The sequence below is a fragment of the Rhizobium sp. P44RR-XXIV genome (assembly GCF_001999485.2).
Classification (GTDB): Bacteria; Pseudomonadota; Alphaproteobacteria; order Rhizobiales; family Rhizobiaceae; genus Rhizobium.
Map to the genome: position 1 here is coordinate 1,262,631 of NZ_MPVZ02000029.1, position 19,665 is coordinate 1,282,295.

Below are 19,665 nucleotides of genomic sequence, written 5' to 3' on the forward strand. Positions count from 1 at the left end.
GCCGCCTCAATCCACTGCTCGAGGGAACAGGCCGCGCGGCCGGAAGAGAAGCACGCAGAGGAAGGCAATGTGTCCGGCAAGGATCTGCCATTCGGGATTGATCGTCGCTCCCATGGTCTGCGCGACCCCCAGGATGATGCCGCCGGCAAGCGTGCCCCAGAGCGAGCCGAGGCCGCCGATGATGACGACTTCAAAGGCATAGATCAGCCGCGCCGGCCCTGCCGTCGGATCGAAATTCGCCCGCATGCCGAGATAGAGCGCCGCTACCGTCACGATCATCATCGCAAGCCCGGTGGCGATGGCGAAGATGGAGTTCGGCCGGATGCCCATCAGGCTCGCCGTAACCACATCATCCGAAGTCGCGCGGAAGGCCCGGCCGAGTTCGGTGCGGTAAATGAGCTGATTAAGAGCGATGATGACAAGAACGGCCGAGGCAAAGGTGATGAGTGGCATCACGCCGGCATTGATGCCGCCGAATTGCACAGAAGCGGTTTCCAGAGCGCCAGCCGAGATCCGCCGGCTGTCGGCCGTAAAGCCCTCGAGAAGTCCGTTCTGGATGACGATCGACAGACCGAAGGTGACGAGCAAGGGCGGCAGAATGTCCTTGCCGAGCGTGCGGTTCAGCAGATGATATTGCAGCAGCCAGCCGACTGCGAACATCAGGGGCGCGGCGATCAGCGCCGCCAGGAAGGGATTGAGCCCAAGCAGGGAGACAAGCGTCAGGATCAGGAAGGCGGCCAGCACGATGAGATCGCCATGGGCAAGATTGACGAGCCGCATGATGCCGAAGACGAGGCTCAGCCCCGCCGCAAACAGCGCATAAAGGCCGCCCAGCAGCACGCCTTGAAGAAGCGTATCAAGCCAGTTCATGGGTCTCTGCTCCAAAATAGGCTGCATGGATATCGGCGCGATCGAGCTCCGCCGGGCGACCCTCCAGAGTGATGCGGCCTTCCATCATGCAATAGACGCGATCGGCGACCTTCAGCGCCTGCGCGATATCCTGCTCGACGATGACGATGGCCGCACCTGCGGCCCGGATCTGGGAAAAGGCGGCATAAATGTCCTTGATAACAACGGGGGCGAGACCGAGGCTCAGCTCGTCGCAGAGCAGCACTTCGGGATTGGACATCAGCGCCCGTCCGATCGCCACCATCTGCTGCTGGCCTCCGGAAAGTGCAGTCGCCGGATTGCGTCGCCGCTCCTTCAGGATCGGAAACAGGGCGTAGATGCTTTCCAGCGTCCAGGGACCCTTGACCCTGCGGCCGTAACGGCCGATCTGCAAGTTTTCCTCAACCGTCAGCGACGGAAAGAGCTTGCGCCCTTCCGGCACAAGCGCGATGCCACGTCGCACCACATCCGAAGCGGCCAATGCCCCGATCGGCTCGCCGCGATGCAGGATCATATCCGGACTGTTGGCGATCACTGCAGCGATGGAACGCATCAGCGTTGACTTGCCGGCGCCATTCGCGCCGATGACGGCGATGGTCTCGCCGGCCTCCAGAAGGAGATCAACGCCAAGCACAGCCTGGAAATCGCCGTAGGAGGCCATGAGGCCATGGGTTTCGATAAGGCTCGCCATCAGACTTCCATCCCCAGATAGATCTCGCGCACTTCGCTTGAGGCCATGATGGCTTCCGGCTCGCCAATGCCGATCACCCGGCCGAAATTCAGCACGAGAATGCGCTGAACCACGGCCGTCAGCGCATGCAGCACATGCTCGATCCAGATGATTGCAATACCGCGCTGGTGAACCCGCTTGATGGTGGCGACGAGCTGGCGGCACTCGCCCTCCGTCAGGCCGCCCGCGATTTCGTCGAGAAGCAGCAGCTTCGGCTGGGTCGCCAAGGCCCGGGCCAGCTCCAGGCGCTTGCGTTCCAGGAGGGTCAACGATCCCGCCGGCATGTTCGCCTTGGCGATCAAGCCGGTCTCGACGAGGATATCCGCGCAAAGATCCGAGACGTTTCTCTCGGTCGCTTGCGCCCCAAAGGCGCCGGCGACCAGCAAGTTTTCGTAAACAGTCAAACGTTCGAAAGGCTGCGGGATCTGGAAGGTGCGGCCCATGCCGGCAAAGCAGCGCTGCATCGGCGGCGTGTGGGTGACATCGCGACCGTCGAAGCGGATCGATCCGCGGGCCACGGAGAGGTTGCCGTTGATCAGGTTGAACAGCGTCGACTTGCCGGCGCCGTTCGGCCCGATGATCCCGAGTGCTTCCCCCGGTTCGACAGAGAAGCCGATATCCTCGGCGACGACGAGCGCGCCGAAGGATTTCGAGACTCCGTTCAATTCCAGTATGGGCATTGTCGTTCTCCATTGGAGGAGGCCCGACGCAAGGCCGGGCAGCCGTCCTCTCACGCGAGCGCTTCGAGCTTGCCGCCGAGCGGCACATTCGGCGCCAACCCATTTTCGACAACCACGAGATCGTAGCCACCGCCCGATTTCAGCCGCCATTGTCCGCCGACCAGCGGCGTCTTGGCGACATTCTTCCGGGCGAAGGGGGGAAGCTTCTCATTGCCCCAGGCAATCGGCCCGACGAGCGTATCGAGCTTCGTTTCGCCGATCGCCTTGGCGACCGTTTCCGCATCGCCGGCATCACCGGCGCGCTTCATAACATCGACGGCTAGTTCGAACAGTGCATGGGCAAAGCCGATCGGCTGGGTCCATGGCCGGCCGGTGGCCTTGGTGAAGGCGGCGGCGACGGCGGCAGCGGTCTCGCCGGTCAGGGATGACTTGAATGGATGCGTCGGCGTCCACCAGACTTCGGTCGACAGATTGTGCCCGGCATTTCCGAGCGCCTCGACGGTCTGCGGGAAGAGAAGTGCCTTTCCGATCGAGGCGACCTTCGGCTTCAGGCCCTGCTGCTTGGCCTGGTTCCAGAATGTCGTGAGGTCGGGCGGGATCATGACGCCGGTCAGGATATCGGTGCCTGCCTGCTTGAAGGCGTTGATCTGCGCGGAGAAATCATCCGTCAGGTTCTGATAGCGGCCGGTATCCGTGAGCCCGTAGCCGAGCCTATCGAGAACCGGCGGAAAACCGACGACCTTGTCGCCCCAGGCATTGCCGTCGCCATCGTTCGGGAACAGGCCACCGACCTTCTTGTTGGTCTCGATCTGGCCCCACATGCCGGTGAAGACGGCGATGATATCCTCCAGACCCCAGAAAAAGTGGTAGGCATAGTTGAAGGGCTTCCATGAAGCCGGATCGCCCGGATTGCCTTGCTGGCCGATGAACCAGGGCTGCCAGGGAGCGACAGTGGAGATGCAGGGCATCTCTTCTGCCTCGCAGGTCGTGGAGACCGGATTGGTCGTTTCCGGCGTCGAGGAGACCAGCATCAAATTGATCTGGTCGTCGACGATCAACTCCTTTGCGACTTCTGCCGCGCGGTTGGGGTTGGACTGGCTGTCCTTCACCACGACCTCGTAGTTGAGACCCTTTGCCTTGGTCGTTGCCAGGAAGGCATCGATGACGAACTTGTCAGCCTCGCCGAAGCCGGCGAGTGGCCCCGTCTGCGGGCTGACATAGCCGAGCTTGATCGCCGCATCCTTGGCAATGGCCGGCATGGCTAGGCCTGGCACCGCCAGCACGGCACCACCGGCAGCCGTCGTCTTCAGAAAATCGCGTCTCGTGAACATGTTTCCTCCCCTCATTGTCTCTCCTCCCAAAGAGTGCGCCAAAAGGCGCCGATGTCTCAGCCGACTGGTCGCCGGCCCTCCCATGCATCCTGCAAGAGTGTCCTGATCGAACCCTGGTCGATCGGCCGCGGATTCCAATAGGGATTTTCGACTGCGATCGAGGCCGCGCGATCAAGATCGGCTTCCGTCAGTCCGAATTCCTTGAGCGACAGCGGCGCTCCGATCGCCTTGGCGAAATCCCAGAGCCCACCGCCGATCGACCGCCGAAGATGCCGGCCGCCTCCGCCAGTTCCGATGCGGCCGCGGCTGCATTGAACGCGGCGGTATGCGGCAGCATCACCGCATGGGTTTCCGCGTGCGGCGTATCAAAGGAGCCGCCCAGCGTGTGGCAGATTTTGTGATGCAGCGCCATACCGACGGTGCCGAGCACCGACCCGCAGAGCCAGGCGCCATAAAGTGCATCGCTGCGGGCCTCAGCGTTCTTCGGATCACTCACGATAGCAGGCAGGCTCCGCGCAAAGGCGCGCAGGCCTTCCAGCGCCATCAGGCTCGAAATCGGATTGCGGTCGCGCGCGTAAAGCGCCTCGACCGCATGAGCCATGGCGTTCAGACCGCTCGTCACGCTCATCACCACCGGCAGACCGAGTGTCAGCAAGGGATCGTAAATGACAATTTCCGGCAGGATCCTGGCATCGCGCACCGTCGTCTTGCGGCCACCTTCGGTCTGGCCAAGGATCGGCGTGACCTCCGAGCCTGCATAGGTTGTCGGAATGACGATCTGGAGAAGATCAGTGCGATAGGCGATCGCCTTGCCGAGGCCAGTCGTCGATCCTCCCCCGAGCGAAACGACACAATCCGCACCGGTTTCCGCCACAACCTTCATCGCAGCCTTAGTGACATCGACAGGCGTGTGCATGGTGGCGCCCGTGAAGACGCCGCAGGCGAGCAGGCCGATCTCGCGAGCGAGCGCCTCGGCATCGGCCTTCTGGTGCGGCGTCGACAGGACCAAAGCGCGCTTGCAGCCGGCCTTTGCGATCCATTCGGCAACCGCGCTTCTGCTGCCAGCTCCAAAGACGATCTGGGCCGGGCTGCCCGCATAGGAAAAATCGTGAGTCATCCTGCTCTCCCCGGCTTTGCTCTGACCATGACAAAGGTGAGATTTGCTGTCTTGCCGCGTTGTCCGCCGATGTCGGCGGCTTCGAAACTGGTGACGAGTTCCGGCCGCACGCCGAAGAGGGCATCCTCGGCAAGATGCGGGTCGCTCGCATCGTAGATATGGGTCGTGATCGTCTCAAAACCCTTGGCGCGCACGACGAAATGCAGATGCGCCGGGCGGCGCAGCGGATAGCCGGCCTCGGCAAGCAACCGCCCGACCGGCCCGTCATCCGGCACGCCGTAACCCGCCGGCATCACCGAGCGGTAATGGAAACGTCCGTCCGCATTCGTGCGAAAAAGGCCGCGCAGATTGTGTTCCGGCTGCAGGTCGGGCTGCTGGTTTTCATAGAAGCCCTCGCCATTGGCCTGCCAGGTGATGATCTCGGCGCCGGCGATCGGCAGGCCATCCAGATCCTGCACCCGCGCGGAAACCATCAGCGGCTCGCCAACGCCATCTAGCGAGATCGAGGACCCGGAGGCTCGCTCCGGCGCATCGTTGCGGAAGAATGGCCCACGAATGGTGTTTGGCGTCGCCGCCTTTGGGCGCCGGGAATTGATCTCTTCGACCAGGGCCGAGGCGCCGATGAGATCGGACAGAAGCACCCATTCCTGGCGCCGCTCGTCGGAGGCGTGACCGACCTCGGTCAGAAATGCAATGAGCTGGCGCCACTCGTCCTGGGTGGGACGAAACTGCTTGATGAGGTCATGCACATGGGTCACGGCAGCGGCAATCAGCCGTGGCAGATTGCCATCGCCGTTTGCGGAGAAGCGCTCGGAGAAAGCCTCCGATGACGTCGCTTCGCTGAATGTGAGCGCCTTGGCATGCCCCGCCATGCTCTTCCTCCAAAATCTGCCGTGCAGCTTGAGGAAACATTAGCAGCGGAAAATGCGTGGATTGATGATTTTGTTGCCTATCAGTATAACAGATCGTTATGAAATTCGACGAACGCCACCTCATTCAGCTTGCCGCCGTCGTGAAGACAGGCGGTGTAACGGAAGGCGCCGCCTTGTTGGGGTTGGCGCAGCCGGCCGTTTCGCGCACCTTGTCCATGCTGGAAAAACGCGTCGGCGAACCGCTCTTCATCAGGGGCCGGCGGCCGTTGCAGCCGACGCCGCTTGGCCTGTCGCTCGCCGAGCATGGGCTGGTCATGCTGGCGGCCTCGCGCAAGGCATCCGATCTCGTCGAAAGCTTCAGGGTGGGCAAGAGCGGCGTCGTGCGGATCGGCGGCACGCCATTCTTCATGGATGCGCTGATCGCCGGCCTCTGCGCCGAATTCCAAGCCAGCCATCCGGATGTGCGCATCGACCAGAGCTATGGCTACTTCCCCGATCTTCGCGCCGCCCTCAAGGCCGACCAAATCGACCTGGCCATCTGCCCGATCGACATTCTCGACGAGGGGTCCGGGCTCGAATTTCAACAGATCCTCCCAGGACGCAATGTCGTTGCCTGCCGGGTGACGCACCCGTTGTTGCTGAAGCGGCGGCCGCAGCCGAGTCATCTTCTCGACTATCCCTGGATCGCGCCGCCGCCCGGTAGTCCGCTGCTGGCGGATCTGCGCGCCCTGCTGCTTTCCTTCGGCGCGACCGAAATCAAGATCCGCTATTCGGGCGGCTCGCTCATGAGCGTCATCAACTATCTGAAGGCAGCGGATGCCCTGACGATCATGCCGCATAGCGTGGTGTTTGCGCAGCGCAAGGAAAAGACGATCACGGCCCTGCCGATCACAATTCCCCACCCGGAACGCGCCCTTGCCATCCTCACGCGGGTCGACGCGCCGCATTCTCCGGCCGTCGACCAGTTTGCCGAATTCGTCCGCTCCGGCTTCCAGAACCTTCGTCATCTGATCAAACGGCATGAAGAGTCGGTGATCTGGGGGCTTTGAGAAGCCCCTAGCCGCGCGCGCGCAACGCGACCGTCAGGGGCAGCCGCGTGGCGGAAAGTGCCGGCAATGCGCCTCCGACAACACCGATCACCAGGCCCAGGAGACCGGCCATGAACATCACCCGGCCATCCATCGTGAGCTGAAATGCCATGCTGGCATTGTTTGCGCCAATGGTACTGGCCTGCCAGCCATTGAACAGAAACCACGAAGCGATGAGCCCGATGGCAGCACCGATGGCCGAAAGCAGGATTGCCTCGACCCAGGTGGCGATGAAGGCGGCCAGCCGGCTAAATCCCAGCGCTCGCACAGTGGCAATCTCGACGGCCCTATCGGAAACCGAACTCATCATCGTGTTGAGCGCACCGGCCGTCGCGCCAAGCGCCATCAGAAGCGCGACCGGCCATCCGAACATGCGGATGAGATCGGCCGTACCGGAAGACTGTGCGGCATAAAGATCGGCTTCGGATACCGCGACCATCGGCGTGACCGTGATGACGCCGAGCGCAGCCTGTAGCAGCTTGATTGCGCCCGGTTCGACCAGCCGCAATCTCACGCTCTGAACCTCGCCCTGCCGATCGAAGGCCGAGCGGACGGCATCGAGATCGCCCCATATTTCCGACTCGAAAGCACTGCCATTCGCGGAAAAATGCCCGACCACGGTCCATTCCACCGGACCTAGCCGCACCCGGTCTCCCACGGCAAGAGACCCAAATTCCCCGGCAATGCGATCGCCCACAGCGATTTCGCGTGAACCAGGCGTTGGAAAACGACCGGCTGACAGAGTGACGCCATCACGAAGCGATGGACCGGTCGCGTCCATGCCCCGCAAAGCCAGCATCTTGGCAGCATCCGCGCCTTGCTGGGGGACTTCCACAGGGACGACGATCTCGCGGGAATAGACCAGATTGCCGGCCGCATCGTGGACGGCTCCGACATCGCCCCGCATCGCTTCGATCGTTCGGATCGCCTCGGCGGGAATAGCGGAGGCCATTTCCTGATTGGTGCCGCCGCCGAGAAGGACGGCGACGGTAGGGGAACCGGCACTCTTCAATGCCGTCTCGAAGCCCGCCGCCATGGAGAGAAAGCCGGCGAGGACCGCGACGACGAGCGCGATGGACAGCGCCATCGAGATGGAAATCGCCAGCCGCCGTGGCAGGCTGAGAAGACTGGCCCGGATCATCACGAGCATTTGCTTGATATTGGAAGACATGGGACTACCTCGCTCTCAGCGCTTTGGTGACGGGTGTGCGCATGGCATTAACAGCCGGGATCAGCCCCGTCGCAAAGCCGAGGAGCGCGATGAGGCAAACTGCCTTGGCAAGGACGGTGGCCGAAAAAACCAGGCCAAGAACCGGCCCAGCGGCGATGGCGGCGAGCTTTGCCAGAAGGAGACCGACAGAGCCTCCGATGATAAAAATCAGCAGCGTTTCGCTGAGAATGAGCCCCAGTATCCTCCGCCGCGAAAAGCCAAGCGTCTTCAGAACGCCGATTTCAAACGTGCGCTCGCGCACCGCAAAGACCATCGTGTTGACGACGATCATCAGAAGGGTCGTGAAAGCGGCACCGACGATGAGATTGATGATCAGGCCGATATCCGCATATTGGCGCAGAAACGCTTCAAGGAATTGCTTCTCCGATTGCGTGCGCGTCGGCACCGCGGAATTGGCAAACAGCGCATCGATGCCGACAGCCAGTTGACCGGGAGAGACGCCGTCTTGCGGCCGCACGATGAAAGCGTCTACCGTATCGGCATTACGCTCGCGGGCGGCATTGACGTAGTCGTAGCGGGCAATGATGAAATAGGTATCGGTGCTCGCAGTCTCGCCTTCGAAAATCCCGGTGATCTCAAAACGCCAGTCGCGGCTGCCATTTTTCATTGCTGTCTGGAAGGCGGTGAGCGTGATGCGCTGACCGACGGACCAGCCTTGAGCTTCCGCCAAAGCGCGACCGACCAGCACGCGGTCGCGCGCCGCACCGAGCGATGCGATCAGCTCCGCCGTCAAGCCGAGCTCCCTGCCATTGACGTCAGCGAGCAGTTGCGGCTCGACGGCGCTGACGGCCATCGCGTTCTTTTCCGTGCCGACGAAACCGCGCAGACGCGTCATGTAAGCCACTTCTGACACGCCGGGCTGCGAAGCGATCCGTGATAGATAGGCCATTGGTAGAGGCTGGTTGCGCCCGGCCGCGTTCATCACACCAAGAATATTTTCGCTGGCGCCGGCCGCCCCTTGCGTGCCGTTCACGAAGCTCGCCGTGAGGCCGTAGATCAGGAAAGCCACGATCACACAGAAGATCAGCAGCAGAGTCCGCAGCGGCTTTCGCCATGCATTCTTTCTGGCAAGACGAAGGAAACTCATCAGGCAGCCCTCTTCTCTTCAACGAAATGCCCCTTGTCGAGATGCAGCGTCTGTCGGGCATGGAGGGCGGCTTGCGGATCATGTGTGACCATGACGATCGTCTTGCCCATCTCGCGATTAAGAAAGCCGAGCATGCCGAGAACATCGTCCGCCGATTTTCGATCGAGATCACCGGTCGGCTCATCGCAAAGCAGCAGATCGGGATCGGCAATGATGGCACGCGCAATGCCGACACGCTGCTGCTGGCCGCCGGACATCGAGGCCGGATATTGCTTGCCACGGCCCGCCAGCCCGACGAGATCCAATACCTTCTCGACCCGAGCACGTCGCTCTCTGGCGGAAATCGGCTTGAGGAGGAGCGGCAGCTCGACATTCTCTGCCGCGTTGAGCATGGGCAGCAGATTATAGAACTGGAAGACGATGCCCATATTGTGCGCCCGCCAGGAAGAACGCGCCGCTTCTCCCATCTGATCGAGCCGGGCGTTGCCAATCCGCAACTCGCCGGCATCGGGACGGTCGATACCCGCCAGCATGTTGAGAAGCGTCGATTTTCCCGATCCGGATGGCCCCATGATGGCGACGAAGTCGCCTTTCGGTATCACCAGATCGAGACCGCTGCAGATGGAGATCGCTTCGCCTCCCACCCGGTATCCCTTCTGCACGGCGCTCAAAACGATGTACGGCTCTTCCTTGATGATCTCTGTCATTGCTTGACGTCTCCTGATGATGTCTGGGGATTGGGAACAGCGATGCGAATGCGCGCCGCCATGTTGGGGCGGATTCCGGTCGGGGGTGCGATGAGTGAAAACCGAAGCGCGATCGTGCCTTTTTCAGACGAAGCGACGGGGGCGATCCGGCTTAACTTGATAGCGAATGGCCTGTCGGGAAAGCCATCGAGGACGGCCTCCCCATCCATGCCGGGACGGATCGCGGCGATATTCGTCTCGGCCACGTCTGCATCGATCACCATGCTGCCGGTATCGACGAGCGTCAGAAGGCTCTGGTTTTCGCGGACGCTATCGACACGCGCCAACATCGTGTCGCCGACGTGAGCGTTGAGCCGCGTCACCGTTCCGGCAAAGGGCGCGCGAACCGTCAGTTCGTCCAGTTGCTCTTGGGCGATGCGGATGGCCAGTTCCGCCCGATTGAGATCCTGACGTGCCTGCGCCACGCCGTTCGACGCGCTCTTCCAGACCGTCTGAGCCTCCTCAAGCTCTTTTTGAGATGCCGCCTGGCGAGACGCGAGCGCTCCGATGCGCCGCAGAGAGGCATCCGCCTGCGCGAGCGCGATATCCTTCGCGGACAGGGCAAGATCGGCGGAAACCCTTGCCGCCATCGCCTGCTCTAGAGCGAAACGAGCGCTTGCATCATCCAGAGTGACCAGGACCTGGCCGGCCTCGACATGATCGCCGGCTTCGACGGGGATGCCGGTAATCCTGCCCTCATATTTGGAAAAGACGGCGGTGGACCGTGGCGCGACGACATAGCCGGAGCCGGTGATTTCGCGGGTCGGTGCAAAGGCAACCTCCCGTACAGACGGTGCTTCTACATTGCCCGCCTTGGTCGCTCGGGTGTTCGTGGCTGGCGTTTCGGAGGCTGCGATATCCGCGCGCCGCTCATCCGGAAGCATAGCCTTGATGCGGCCAAGAGCATTCGGCCATACGACTGCAGTGGCAACCGGCACGGTTGCCAAAGCGACGAGGATGGCGGGTAGAGCGAGCCGCCGTGCGATTGTCCGCGGCGGCTCGGATGTGATCGTGGCCGTCAAAGGCTCAAGCGAAAGCGACTTGAGCGTTTCGGCAAGTTTGCGGTCGTGTTCGGTGCTTGTGTTCATGCCGAACAGAATGGCCGACTAAGCCGCTAACTCGACCTCAAACACGTTTTCGGCAGTCCTCGATCGCGATTTCGTACCTATGTCGAGGATTCAGGCGGGATTTTCTTTCCGCTCCCGCCATTCAAGCGGGGTCATCTCGGTGACACGGCGGAATTCGCGGTTGAAGTTCGATTTGGTCTGGAAGCCCACCTCGAACATGATGTCCGTCACCGGTCTCTTCGTCTCCTCGAGCAGGCCGCAGGCCTCGGCCACCCGGAACTCATTGACATATTGCGAGACGTTCTTGCCGGTGGTGCGATTGATCGCCGTGGATATCTGCCGGGCCGGAATGCCGGCCTTGCGGGCAAGCCGGTCCAGATTGAGATCGGGATCGCGATAGACACGCTTCGTTTCCAACAAGGCCTGGATCGCGGTCATCGTAACCTTGTCTTCCGCCATGTCGAATTGCGGCGGGGGCTCTGCCACTTCCGGAAAGCTGCGGCCGCGGCTGGCGACCGCGCCGGCGATCGACAGGATAATCAGCGCTGTGAGGTTTCCGAGGCTTATGATCGGAATCACATGCCTGCCCTCGGTCCACGCAAAATCGAGAGCAACGAAAATGTCCAGCGCAGCCGATAACAGCAATGCGAATGCCGTGAAAACAAGCGCACGAAAAACCCGTGGCGCACTCTCAAAGGACGTCGTTCTGAGCGAGTCCGTTCCCGATCGCATCAAAAGCAGGATAGCGACGGCATAGCCGATGAAGATGAGCGGAAGCACAACATCGATGGCACCGCGCCAGACGATCACCAGAAGGATGATCGCCACAGCCGGAAGAACATGCAATCCCAACCGCCGCGAAGATGAGGCCGAGGTTTTGCGGGTAAGTTTGCACACTCCCAGATATGCCAGCGGCGGAACGATCGCCGCTCCGATCGGCGCCACATATATGATCTCCCCTATGCCATATCCCCAGCGCAGGCCGCTCAGAAACGACTGAAAGGCGCCCATCAATATCAGCGCCAAGAATGGCAGATTGCGCGGAGCCTCCTTCAAGGAGGCCTGGTCGCTCCCCCTCGCCACGACGGCAAACAGCACGAGGAGCAGAATGGCGACGACAAAGGGCAGAGGGATGAAAAGCATCAGAAACTTATATCAAGGAGAACGACAGGACGATCAACCTCAGCCATGACTTTAATCAATGCGCTCCGCGACCTGAATCATGTTCGAGGTCGAGAAATCTCCCCTATCGAAACCATTCCGATGAAATTTGGGCTTGCCTGATCGCGTTTTGCAACAAGGGATAACGGCCCATAATTCACGCGGCTGAATCAACCTTGCTTCTTGCCGCCTCGACCGCCCTGATCCTTCGCGACGGATGGGGCGATCGATCGGATCTCCAGCCGCACGCAAAAACCTTGGTTGGTATCGAAGAATGACACCTTTCCGCCGTGAATCTCTGCGGCCTTCTTGACGAGGTTCAGTCCGAGGCGCGCCGGACGAGCTGGTGTTGATGCGGCGAAACGGCTCGAAAACCCGGTCCCGCTCCGATGGCGCGATGCCCGGCCCCTGGTCGCAGACATCGATCGTCCCAGCAGCGCCCACTCTGACGACGATTGCGCCCTTGCCGCCAGCGTGATCGATCGCGTTTCGAATGAGGTTGACGACAGCCATTTCGATCGTCGATGTCTGGATCACAAAGACAGCCGCCTCGGGGCTCGGCTCGAAGTCAAAATCGTAACCCGCATCCATCGCAATCGGGGCAAGATCGGCGGCAATATTCTCGACCAGCAGGTTGAGGTCCTTCTGCTCCGCGCGCAATTCGACCGCGCCGATGGCCTGCATCTCCAGAAGCTGGTGCGCCACGCGGGAGAGGCGATCGATATCGTCCCGAAGCTGCCGGCTGACCTCAGCCTCTGGGAGAAGATCGGCCCGTGTACGCGCAATTGCGATCGGCGTCCGCAGTTCATGGGCTGCGTCAGCCAGAAAGCGGTTGTGCCGATTATATCCCTCATCCAGTTTGGAAAGGGCGTGGTTGAACGCATCGACCATGGGAATGATCTCGTTCGGCACTTTCGAGCGATCGAGACGGGCCGACCGGTTTTCGAAATCGATCGCCTGCGCTTGCGTTGCCGTTTCCACCAGCCCGCTCAGGGATCGCCCGACCGCACGCGGCGTAACGAGCAAGGTGGCAACGCCGGTGAGCGCAAGCATCGGGAAAACCGCAATGAGAATGATGGCTCCCATGCCCGGCAATACGGTCAGCCAGCGGACTTCCCCGTTGGCATCCTTTGCGACATCGACCCGCATATTGATCCAGACATTGAGGCCGTCATTCGCAAAATCGCGTTCGGTCGCCGCCACGAATTGGAGCCTGCCGACTGGCGTGTCCCGGTTCTCGACTGTCGCATGCGTTCCATTGCCGGCTTCCACCCGTGCTCTTTCGATCGTCCAGGGAAAGCTCTGCTGGAGAGGAACCGCGGGGATCTCTCCATATTGGAAGATAGACCCGTTGGCGTCCCGGACAGCAAACCAGAGATCCGGATAGCGCTGTATCAACTCGGCAATTTCCGGTGTTTCAGCAACCTGCAATCGGCCATCTGCATCTCTCGCCACATGTTGCGCAACGACACGCACCGCTTCTTCGTTGGCGTCTTCCAGCTCGGGATTGATGATCCAGATCCAGCCGGCCAACAGGACGACGAAGAGAACGAGAAGAAATGCCTGCAACATGATCAGGCGCCGTATCAGCCCCCATCGCAACGACCGGCTGCGCTCTACCTTCATGCCTTCGCCCGGATCAGATAGCCAATGTTGCGCACAGCTCTTATCTCAGCCGCGGCGCCGGCCTGAACGAGCTTCTTTCTGATCCGCGAAATATGGGCGTCCAATGCGTTCGAGCCGATTTCGTCCTCCAGCGCATAGACCGCTTCGATCAGGTTAGACCTCGTGACGATCCGGTTCGGACGACGCATCAACGTCTCCAGCACCAGGTATTCGCGCCGCGGAAACTCGACGACCGATCCTGCTATGGAGATTTCGTTGCTCCGGGGGTCGACGCTCAGATTACCGAAATTCAGATACTTATCGGAAATGGCAGGGCCTCGCCTCTGAAGTGCCCGCAGCCGGGCGAGCAGTTCCTCGATAGCAAAAGGTTTGGCAAGGTAATCATCGGCGCCGCTATCAAGCCCGTCGACGCGGTGGTCGATGCTGCCGAGAGCAGTGAGGACAAGGATCGGTACCGGGTATTTGCGTTGGCGAAGGGCGGCAACAAGATCCAGTCCCTCGCCATCCGGCAAGCGTCGATCCAGAACCAGGACATCATAGGTGCCAACGCGCGCCATGGCATCGGCATCCGCGATGGTGCGGACATGATCGGCGAGCACATCGCGGCGCCTCAGCGCCTCAAGCAAAGCTCGAGCCATTTCCGGCTCGTCCTCAAGCAGCAAGATTCGCAATGGCTTCTCCCTGACGAGGACAGCCTCTTGCCATCCCCTTCCCCCACTCACATGCCAAAGATTGCGGCTACATTACATGTCGACTTACGAGATAGAGCGCAAGCCGCGATCGGAGCGGTTTCAATTGGGTGAGCCACCGATGCGACGAGCAGGCATTCGCAGCATGGTCAGCCTGCGCGAAAGTTGTTAAAGACTTGCCATTCGACCTCTAGTCGGTCTAATCCCGCCACAAATCAAACTTAGAGGTCAGGCGGCAGATTCGCCCGACCGACCTATTTACGTAACAATTCCCTGACGATATCCATGACCCGCATCTCATCCTCCCTATCCCGTCGCGCTTTTATTCTTGGTTCATTGGCAGCGTCCGCCACGCTGGCCGGCTGCACCACGGTGTCCGGCCCGCAAGGTGCCCCAGAAGACCAAGCTCGTCTGCAGACGCCATTGCCGGCCCCCCCACTCGTCAAACCGGTCATCGAGCCGGTTGCCGCTCCCGTAGCGTCCCCGGAAATTGCGGCCCGCTATGCGCAGGTCCAGGATGGCGGCTTCACCATCCCCGCCATTCCCTACGAGAAGATCGATCCGAAATACCTCCGTCAAGAGGTTAGAGACCCGACGGGCGAGCCTGCAGGCACCGTCGTTGTCGATACGGTCGGGCGTTTCCTCTATCTGGTGCTGCCAGGCGGCAAAGCGATGCGTTACGGCGTCGGTATCGGCCGTGAAGGTTTTGCCTGGAAGGGCGAAGGCATCATCCACTGGCGCCAGCACTGGCCGCGCTGGAAGCCGCCGACAGACATGATTGCCCGTCAGCCCGCTCTCGAGAAATTCTCGGTCGCAAACGGCGGGATGGCGCCGGGACTGAAAAATCCCCTCGGGGCACGCGCGCTTTATATTTTTCAGGACGGCAAGGACACGCTCTATCGCCTGCACGGCACGCCGGAATGGAAATCGATCGGCAAGGCAACGTCGTCAGGCTGTGTCAGGCTCATCAATCAGGATGCGATCGATCTCTACGACCGCGTCCCATACCATGCCCGGATCGTCGTTCATCAGACCCCGCTTGTTCCGGTAACCTCGACCTGAGGCAGCCCTTCAGATCAATGGATGGCGTCAGCGCCTGAGCCGATATCCATGCCTATTCGAGGGTTGACACTCACCCTCTCCGACATCTCGGCCAGGCATTGTTTGAATAGACGGAACGTCCGGTAAATGGCAAATCCACGCCGCAGACGACAGGATTGACCCTGCCGTCTGGCGTTTCAATTCATGGACAGGCCGACGAATTGATAGCCGGCCCTCAATCCATTTAGTGGTTCTTGTTCGGGCCCTTGCCCGTGGCGAAGCTGCAGGTCTTGATCTTGCAGCTTGGATCGTCGCTTGTTGGAACGCTGGCGCTGGTCATCGCACCCTGGCCAAGGCAAGACATCGAATTCGAGACCGTGCGGTTGTACATCATCATGCCTGGATGGTGTGATGGGTATCGCAGCACGATCGACCCTTCCTGGGCCATCTTTTCATGCACCGTTGCGCAGCTCATGGATTTGGAATTGTAGGCCGACATGGCCATGGCGTTGGTGGTGAACATCATTCCAACGGCCGCAAGTATGATAATCGTCTTCATAGGGCTTCCTTTAGTGGCACCAAATAGCGCTAGAAAGGATGAGATATCCCTTCATTAGCTTCACATTTATGACAGTAAGCCGACTTCCCTTTGTCAGCTGCAGAGGTTGCAATCGCGAACGATCGCTCGGCAAGCTCGCGCGTCAAATGGCACGAGCCGAAGGCCGTCCAGCCTTGCATGGTACCCATTGGCACGGTGCAGGCCGGGTTAGGTTTTCCAATCGCCTCGGATTGAGACAAACAGGGCCCGATCCATCATCGGGCCCGATTTCTCATGAAGGTCAAGCCAAGCCGGCTGGCCTTAGAATGTCCGCTCGAAACGCAGGATACCAGAGACTGTGTCGTCGTTGGCATAGTCGTAGTGAACGTAGGTCAGTTCCGGCTCGATAAGCAGGTTCTTCACCGGGTTGAACTTCACGTTCGTGGTGGCTTCGAAGATCTTCGAGTCTGTATAGGCGAGCTGCAGGTTCCATTTCAGCTTGTCGTTGACCGGTACGCCAACACCGCCCCACACTGCCCAGTCACCCCAGCCGCATTTTGCACCATTGACAACGCCGCGGGCGAAGTGCAGGCCGAGACGTTCTGGTTCGAACCGGCATACTGGTTGAGCTTATCGCCATCGGTGTTCCAGCCACCCATCAGGAAGGCCGTGAGGAAACCGAAGTCGGCATCGATACGGGCCTTGATGGCGCCTTGCTCGACGATCGAGTCATAGCCGCCAACGACCTTGAAGCCGAACATGCCAGCCTTGTAGCCGAGACCGGCAACGACGTTCGGAGCGTAATGGTCAGCCTTGGACAACTGCCAGTTTCCGCCATAGGCGCTGGTGGTGGTGCCGGAATTGCTGTCTTCGAGCGAGATGACGCCCGTAAAACCGGTACCGCTGTCGTAGTTGTAGGTCAGCTGGTTCAATTCGTACGGACCGTCATAGATGACGTCGTCCTGGATCACATCGCCGGCATAACCGACGAACTGGTTGTACTGCGAGTCCGTCTTACCGACCGTGAAACCACCGAGGGTGATGTAGGCCCAAAGCAGGTTCGTCGTGGTGGCGCCGCCGTCATTCCAGTCCCAGCGAACGATGGTCTCCGTCTTCAGCGGACCATATTCGGTGTCGGTTGCGGTGTTGAGGTTGAGTTCAGCGCGAGTATGCCACTTTGTACCAATGGTGCTGGCCCGATTGTAGGGGTCATACCACTGACCTTCCGTGCGGACCTTGCCGCCTACTCTGAGGCAGGTTTCAGTGCCCGGAATGAAGAAATAGCCAGCGCCGAAAGCGTCGCAAATGCGAACGTATTCCAATGGCTCCGGCTCAGCGGCGACGATAGCGTCGGCCGCATGCGCACCGGATACTACGCATAGCGCAGCAGCGGAGCCGATAAGCAAGCTCTTGATGTTCATGGTAACTCCATTCTTCAAATGTACTTGCGCGATTGACGAACCTGGGGGGCCGCTCGACATCAAGTTTCAGTACCTAGTTGAAGCTCAGCGTTTCGCTTCCATGAATAAAATGCTTTTGAGGCCGCCCTTTTACAACAACCCAGAAATATGTGACAAAACGTATATGCGTCCTGTTGCAGAAACAACGCATCGACTTGGCGCAAATGGCTATTAGAGGGCATTTTACGCTGTTTTCCGCAAAATCTCGGCTCGACGAGACGGTGAAACTCTACAGAATTGTGACAATCCCGACACCCCGTTTCAACCTTAGATCGATCTCTCTCGAGCCTCATTTGTCCATGCAACCCCGCAAGACCGGCATAGTTTCGCGGATGGCCGCCCTGTAAGACTAGGGCGCTAGAATCAGTCAGCGGAGCTGCGATGCAGAGCAGCCGCATGGTTTCGAATAATCAGTTGCGGCAATGTCGCCGGATTATTGCGGTAACGTGCCGTCGACCATGATCTGAATTCGCCCATGGCTGCAGCGCTCGACGCGAGCTTCGATGCCGTAGATATCGGCAAGCATCTGCGAGGTGACGATAGCCCCGGGCTCGCCATATGCCATAAGATCCCCGCCCTTGAGCACGGCGACCGTATCGGCATAGCGCAGTGCCAGCGGGACGTCATGAAGAACCGCAAGCACGATCGTGCCCTGCTCGCGGGCAAGGGCTGTTGCACATTCCATGACGCGAATCTGATGCCTGAGATCGAGCGCGCTTGTGGGTTCGTCGAGCAACAGCACATCCGGCCGACGCACAACCGCCTGGGCAAGAGCAACCATCTGACGTTGCCCTCCGGAAAGCTCAGAGAGCAATTGCATGGAAAGGTCGCTGGCGCCAAGCTGCGCAAGCGCATCATAGCCTTCGCGCATTGCCGCCTCGCGACCCATCAAGCCGCTGCAAGCGCTCATGACGGCCTCAATGACGGGCAAGGCAATGCCCGGCGGCTGCGATTGCGGCATGTAGACGATCTTCTTCGCGCGTTCGACCCTCGATAGCCGTGCCAGATCGATGCCGTCGAGCAGAACCTCGCCAGAAGCAGAGCCAAGCCCCGCGATACCGCGCAACAGCGTAGATTTGCCGGCCGCATTCGGCCCGAGCAGGGCAAGAACCGCACCGCGCGGCACCGGCCCCAGCGAAAACGAGCTTACTACTTTCTTGCGGCCATAGGCGACCGCAAGCTTGCGAATGACGAGGCCGTTGACTTCGCTCGTCATCGGCCTGGCCTTGCATTGAAAATCAGCACGACGAAGACCGGTACGCCGACAAGCGCCGTGACGATGCCGACGGGCACGACCAGCCCCGGCAGCACGGTCTTGCTGGCAATCGATGAAAGCGACAGCAGGAGAGCACCGATAAGAGCGCTCGCCGGCAGCGCGAAACGCTGATCCTCGCCCACAAGAAGTCGCGCTATATGCGGCCCGACGAGACCAATGAAGCCGATGGTACCGACGAAGGCGACCGCCATGGCCGACAGGAGACTGACCCGCAACAGCGAGAGATAGCGCAGCCGCACGACATCGATGCCGAAGCTGATCGCCCGCTCCTCCCCCATGCGCAAAGCCGTCATTCTCCCCGCCGAGGCAAACGACAACGGCATAACAACCACGAGCGCAACCGCGAGGATCGCAACCTTGTCCCATGTGGCACGCGCAAGACTGCCGACCGACCAGAACACCAGCTGCTGCAGCGCATCCTCCGTTGCAACAAGCTGAAACAACAGCACCACGGCGTTACAGCTGAAGACCAGCGCGATCCCCAGCAAGACCATCGTTTCCATGCTGGCGGCCCTCAAGCGCGACAGCGCATCCAGCAGAAGCACGGAGCCGAAGGCAAAGACGAAGGCAGCAAGCGAGACGAACCAATTATAGGGAAGCCAGGACAGCGTGGGATGAAAGACGATGACCGTCGACGCACCAAGCGCTGCTGCCGAGGCAACACCGAGTGTGAACGGGCTGGCAAGCGGGTTGTTGAGGACGACCTGCATTTCCGCACCGGCAAGCGATAGTGATGCCCCGACAAGCAGCGCCATCAGCGCGAAAGGCAGGCGAACGTTCCAGATGATGGCGCGATCGGTCGGCGTGAGGTCCGCCGGATGGAAAATGCCATGAAGGAGATCGGCGACGCTCATGCCCGATGATCCCGTGACGAGATCATAGCCGAAGGAGGCCAACAGCAACCCCAATAGCAAGACCATGATGATCAGGCGCCGGACAAGAAGGCGGCGATAGGCCACCCGTGTCTCGTCAAAGCCGGCCGTGCTGCCTGCTTCAAGTTTGCTCCGAGGCGTTACGGAGGCATCCATTCACCGGTG

At 60.5% G+C, this 19,665-nt stretch carries 16 protein-coding genes and 3 pseudogenes; 2 read left to right on the forward strand and 17 right to left on the reverse strand.

The window, feature by feature from the left end:
* Nucleotides 1–6: 6 nt before the first annotated feature.
* From BSK43_RS31850 to BSK43_RS31875, 6 genes and pseudogenes are all read right to left on the reverse strand, one after another.
* Nucleotides 7–870, reverse strand: a complete 864-nt coding sequence (locus tag BSK43_RS31850) for a branched-chain amino acid ABC transporter permease (protein WP_077467483.1) — start codon at nt 868–870, stop codon at nt 7–9.
* On the reverse strand, nt 857–1,579 hold the full coding sequence (locus tag BSK43_RS31855; RefSeq protein ID WP_077467484.1) for an ABC transporter ATP-binding protein: 723 nt from the start codon (nt 1,577–1,579) through the stop codon (nt 857–859). The genes BSK43_RS31850 and BSK43_RS31855 overlap by 14 nt, the downstream gene beginning before the upstream one ends.
* Complete coding sequence (locus BSK43_RS31860) at nt 1,579–2,298, reverse strand: ABC transporter ATP-binding protein (RefSeq protein ID WP_077467485.1); 720 nt, start codon at nt 2,296–2,298, stop codon at nt 1,579–1,581. The genes BSK43_RS31855 and BSK43_RS31860 overlap by 1 nt, the downstream gene beginning before the upstream one ends.
* Nucleotides 2,299–2,348: 50 nt before the next feature.
* Nucleotides 2,349–3,629, reverse strand: coding sequence for an ABC transporter substrate-binding protein (locus BSK43_RS31865; protein WP_077467486.1), 1,281 nt, complete (start codon nt 3,627–3,629; stop codon nt 2,349–2,351).
* 56 nt (nt 3,630–3,685) lie between these two features.
* Nucleotides 3,686–4,746: pseudogene (locus BSK43_RS31870) on the reverse strand (maleylacetate reductase).
* Nucleotides 4,743–5,618, reverse strand: coding sequence for a dioxygenase (locus BSK43_RS31875; protein WP_077467487.1), 876 nt, complete (start codon nt 5,616–5,618; stop codon nt 4,743–4,745). Before BSK43_RS31875 ends, BSK43_RS31870 begins: the two are co-directional and overlap by 4 nt.
* A gap of 98 nt (nt 5,619–5,716) precedes the next feature.
* On the opposite strand from BSK43_RS31875, the gene BSK43_RS31880 reads away from it, so the two are divergent.
* Nucleotides 5,717–6,667 (forward strand): LysR family transcriptional regulator, encoded by a 951-nt coding sequence (locus tag BSK43_RS31880; RefSeq protein ID WP_077467488.1) that lies wholly within the window; start codon nt 5,717–5,719, stop codon nt 6,665–6,667.
* Between the two features lie 7 nt (nt 6,668–6,674).
* Here the strand turns inward: BSK43_RS31880 and BSK43_RS31885 are convergent, their stop codons facing one another.
* From BSK43_RS31885 to BSK43_RS31915, 7 genes and pseudogenes are all read right to left on the reverse strand, one after another.
* Nucleotides 6,675–7,877 carry an ABC transporter permease gene (locus tag BSK43_RS31885; RefSeq protein WP_077467489.1) on the reverse strand — a complete coding sequence of 401 codons (1,203 nt, stop codon included), beginning with the start codon at nt 7,875–7,877 and terminating at the stop codon, nt 6,675–6,677.
* A 4-nt stretch (nt 7,878–7,881) separates the two neighbouring features.
* The gene (locus tag BSK43_RS31890) at nt 7,882–9,024 is read right to left on the reverse strand and encodes an ABC transporter permease (RefSeq protein WP_077467490.1); all 1,143 of its coding nucleotides are present in this window, start codon (nt 9,022–9,024) and stop codon (nt 7,882–7,884) included.
* Nucleotides 9,024–9,731, reverse strand: a complete 708-nt coding sequence (locus BSK43_RS31895) for an ABC transporter ATP-binding protein (RefSeq protein WP_077467491.1) — start codon at nt 9,729–9,731, stop codon at nt 9,024–9,026. The genes BSK43_RS31890 and BSK43_RS31895 overlap by 1 nt, the downstream gene beginning before the upstream one ends.
* A complete protein-coding gene (locus tag BSK43_RS31900; RefSeq protein ID WP_136687399.1) occupies nt 9,728–10,858 on the reverse strand; it encodes an efflux RND transporter periplasmic adaptor subunit in 1,131 nt (376 codons plus the stop codon). The genes BSK43_RS31895 and BSK43_RS31900 overlap by 4 nt, the downstream gene beginning before the upstream one ends.
* 90 nt (nt 10,859–10,948) lie before the next feature.
* Nucleotides 10,949–11,980 (reverse strand): AraC family transcriptional regulator, encoded by a 1,032-nt coding sequence (locus BSK43_RS31905; protein ID WP_077467492.1) that lies wholly within the window; start codon nt 11,978–11,980, stop codon nt 10,949–10,951.
* 188 nt (nt 11,981–12,168) lie between these two features.
* Nucleotides 12,169–13,624 (reverse strand): annotated as a pseudogene (locus BSK43_RS31910) (HAMP domain-containing sensor histidine kinase).
* Nucleotides 13,621–14,295 (reverse strand): response regulator transcription factor, encoded by a 675-nt coding sequence (locus BSK43_RS31915; RefSeq protein WP_077467493.1) that lies wholly within the window; start codon nt 14,293–14,295, stop codon nt 13,621–13,623. Before BSK43_RS31915 ends, BSK43_RS31910 begins: the two are co-directional and overlap by 4 nt.
* A 303-nt stretch (nt 14,296–14,598) precedes the next feature.
* Between BSK43_RS31915 and BSK43_RS31920 the strand changes: the two genes are divergently transcribed.
* Nucleotides 14,599–15,375 carry a L,D-transpeptidase gene (locus BSK43_RS31920; RefSeq protein ID WP_077467494.1) on the forward strand — a complete coding sequence of 259 codons (777 nt, stop codon included), beginning with the start codon at nt 14,599–14,601 and terminating at the stop codon, nt 15,373–15,375.
* A 223-nt stretch (nt 15,376–15,598) separates the two neighbouring features.
* Here the strand turns inward: BSK43_RS31920 and BSK43_RS31925 are convergent, their stop codons facing one another.
* From BSK43_RS31925 to BSK43_RS31940, 4 genes and pseudogenes are all read right to left on the reverse strand, one after another.
* Entirely contained in the window at nt 15,599–15,913 is a 315-nt protein-coding gene (locus tag BSK43_RS31925) for a hypothetical protein (protein WP_077467495.1), read from the reverse strand.
* A gap of 300 nt (nt 15,914–16,213) precedes the next feature.
* Nucleotides 16,214–17,313: pseudogene (locus BSK43_RS31930) on the reverse strand (porin).
* Between the two features lie 472 nt (nt 17,314–17,785).
* On the reverse strand, nt 17,786–18,568 hold the full coding sequence (locus BSK43_RS31935) for an ABC transporter ATP-binding protein (protein ID WP_077467496.1): 783 nt from the start codon (nt 18,566–18,568) through the stop codon (nt 17,786–17,788).
* Nucleotides 18,565–19,656: an iron ABC transporter permease gene (locus BSK43_RS31940; RefSeq protein ID WP_077467497.1), complete on the reverse strand. Its 1,092-nt coding sequence runs from the start codon at nt 19,654–19,656 to the stop codon at nt 18,565–18,567. The genes BSK43_RS31935 and BSK43_RS31940 overlap by 4 nt, the downstream gene beginning before the upstream one ends.
* Between the last annotated feature and the right edge of the window lie 9 nt (nt 19,657–19,665).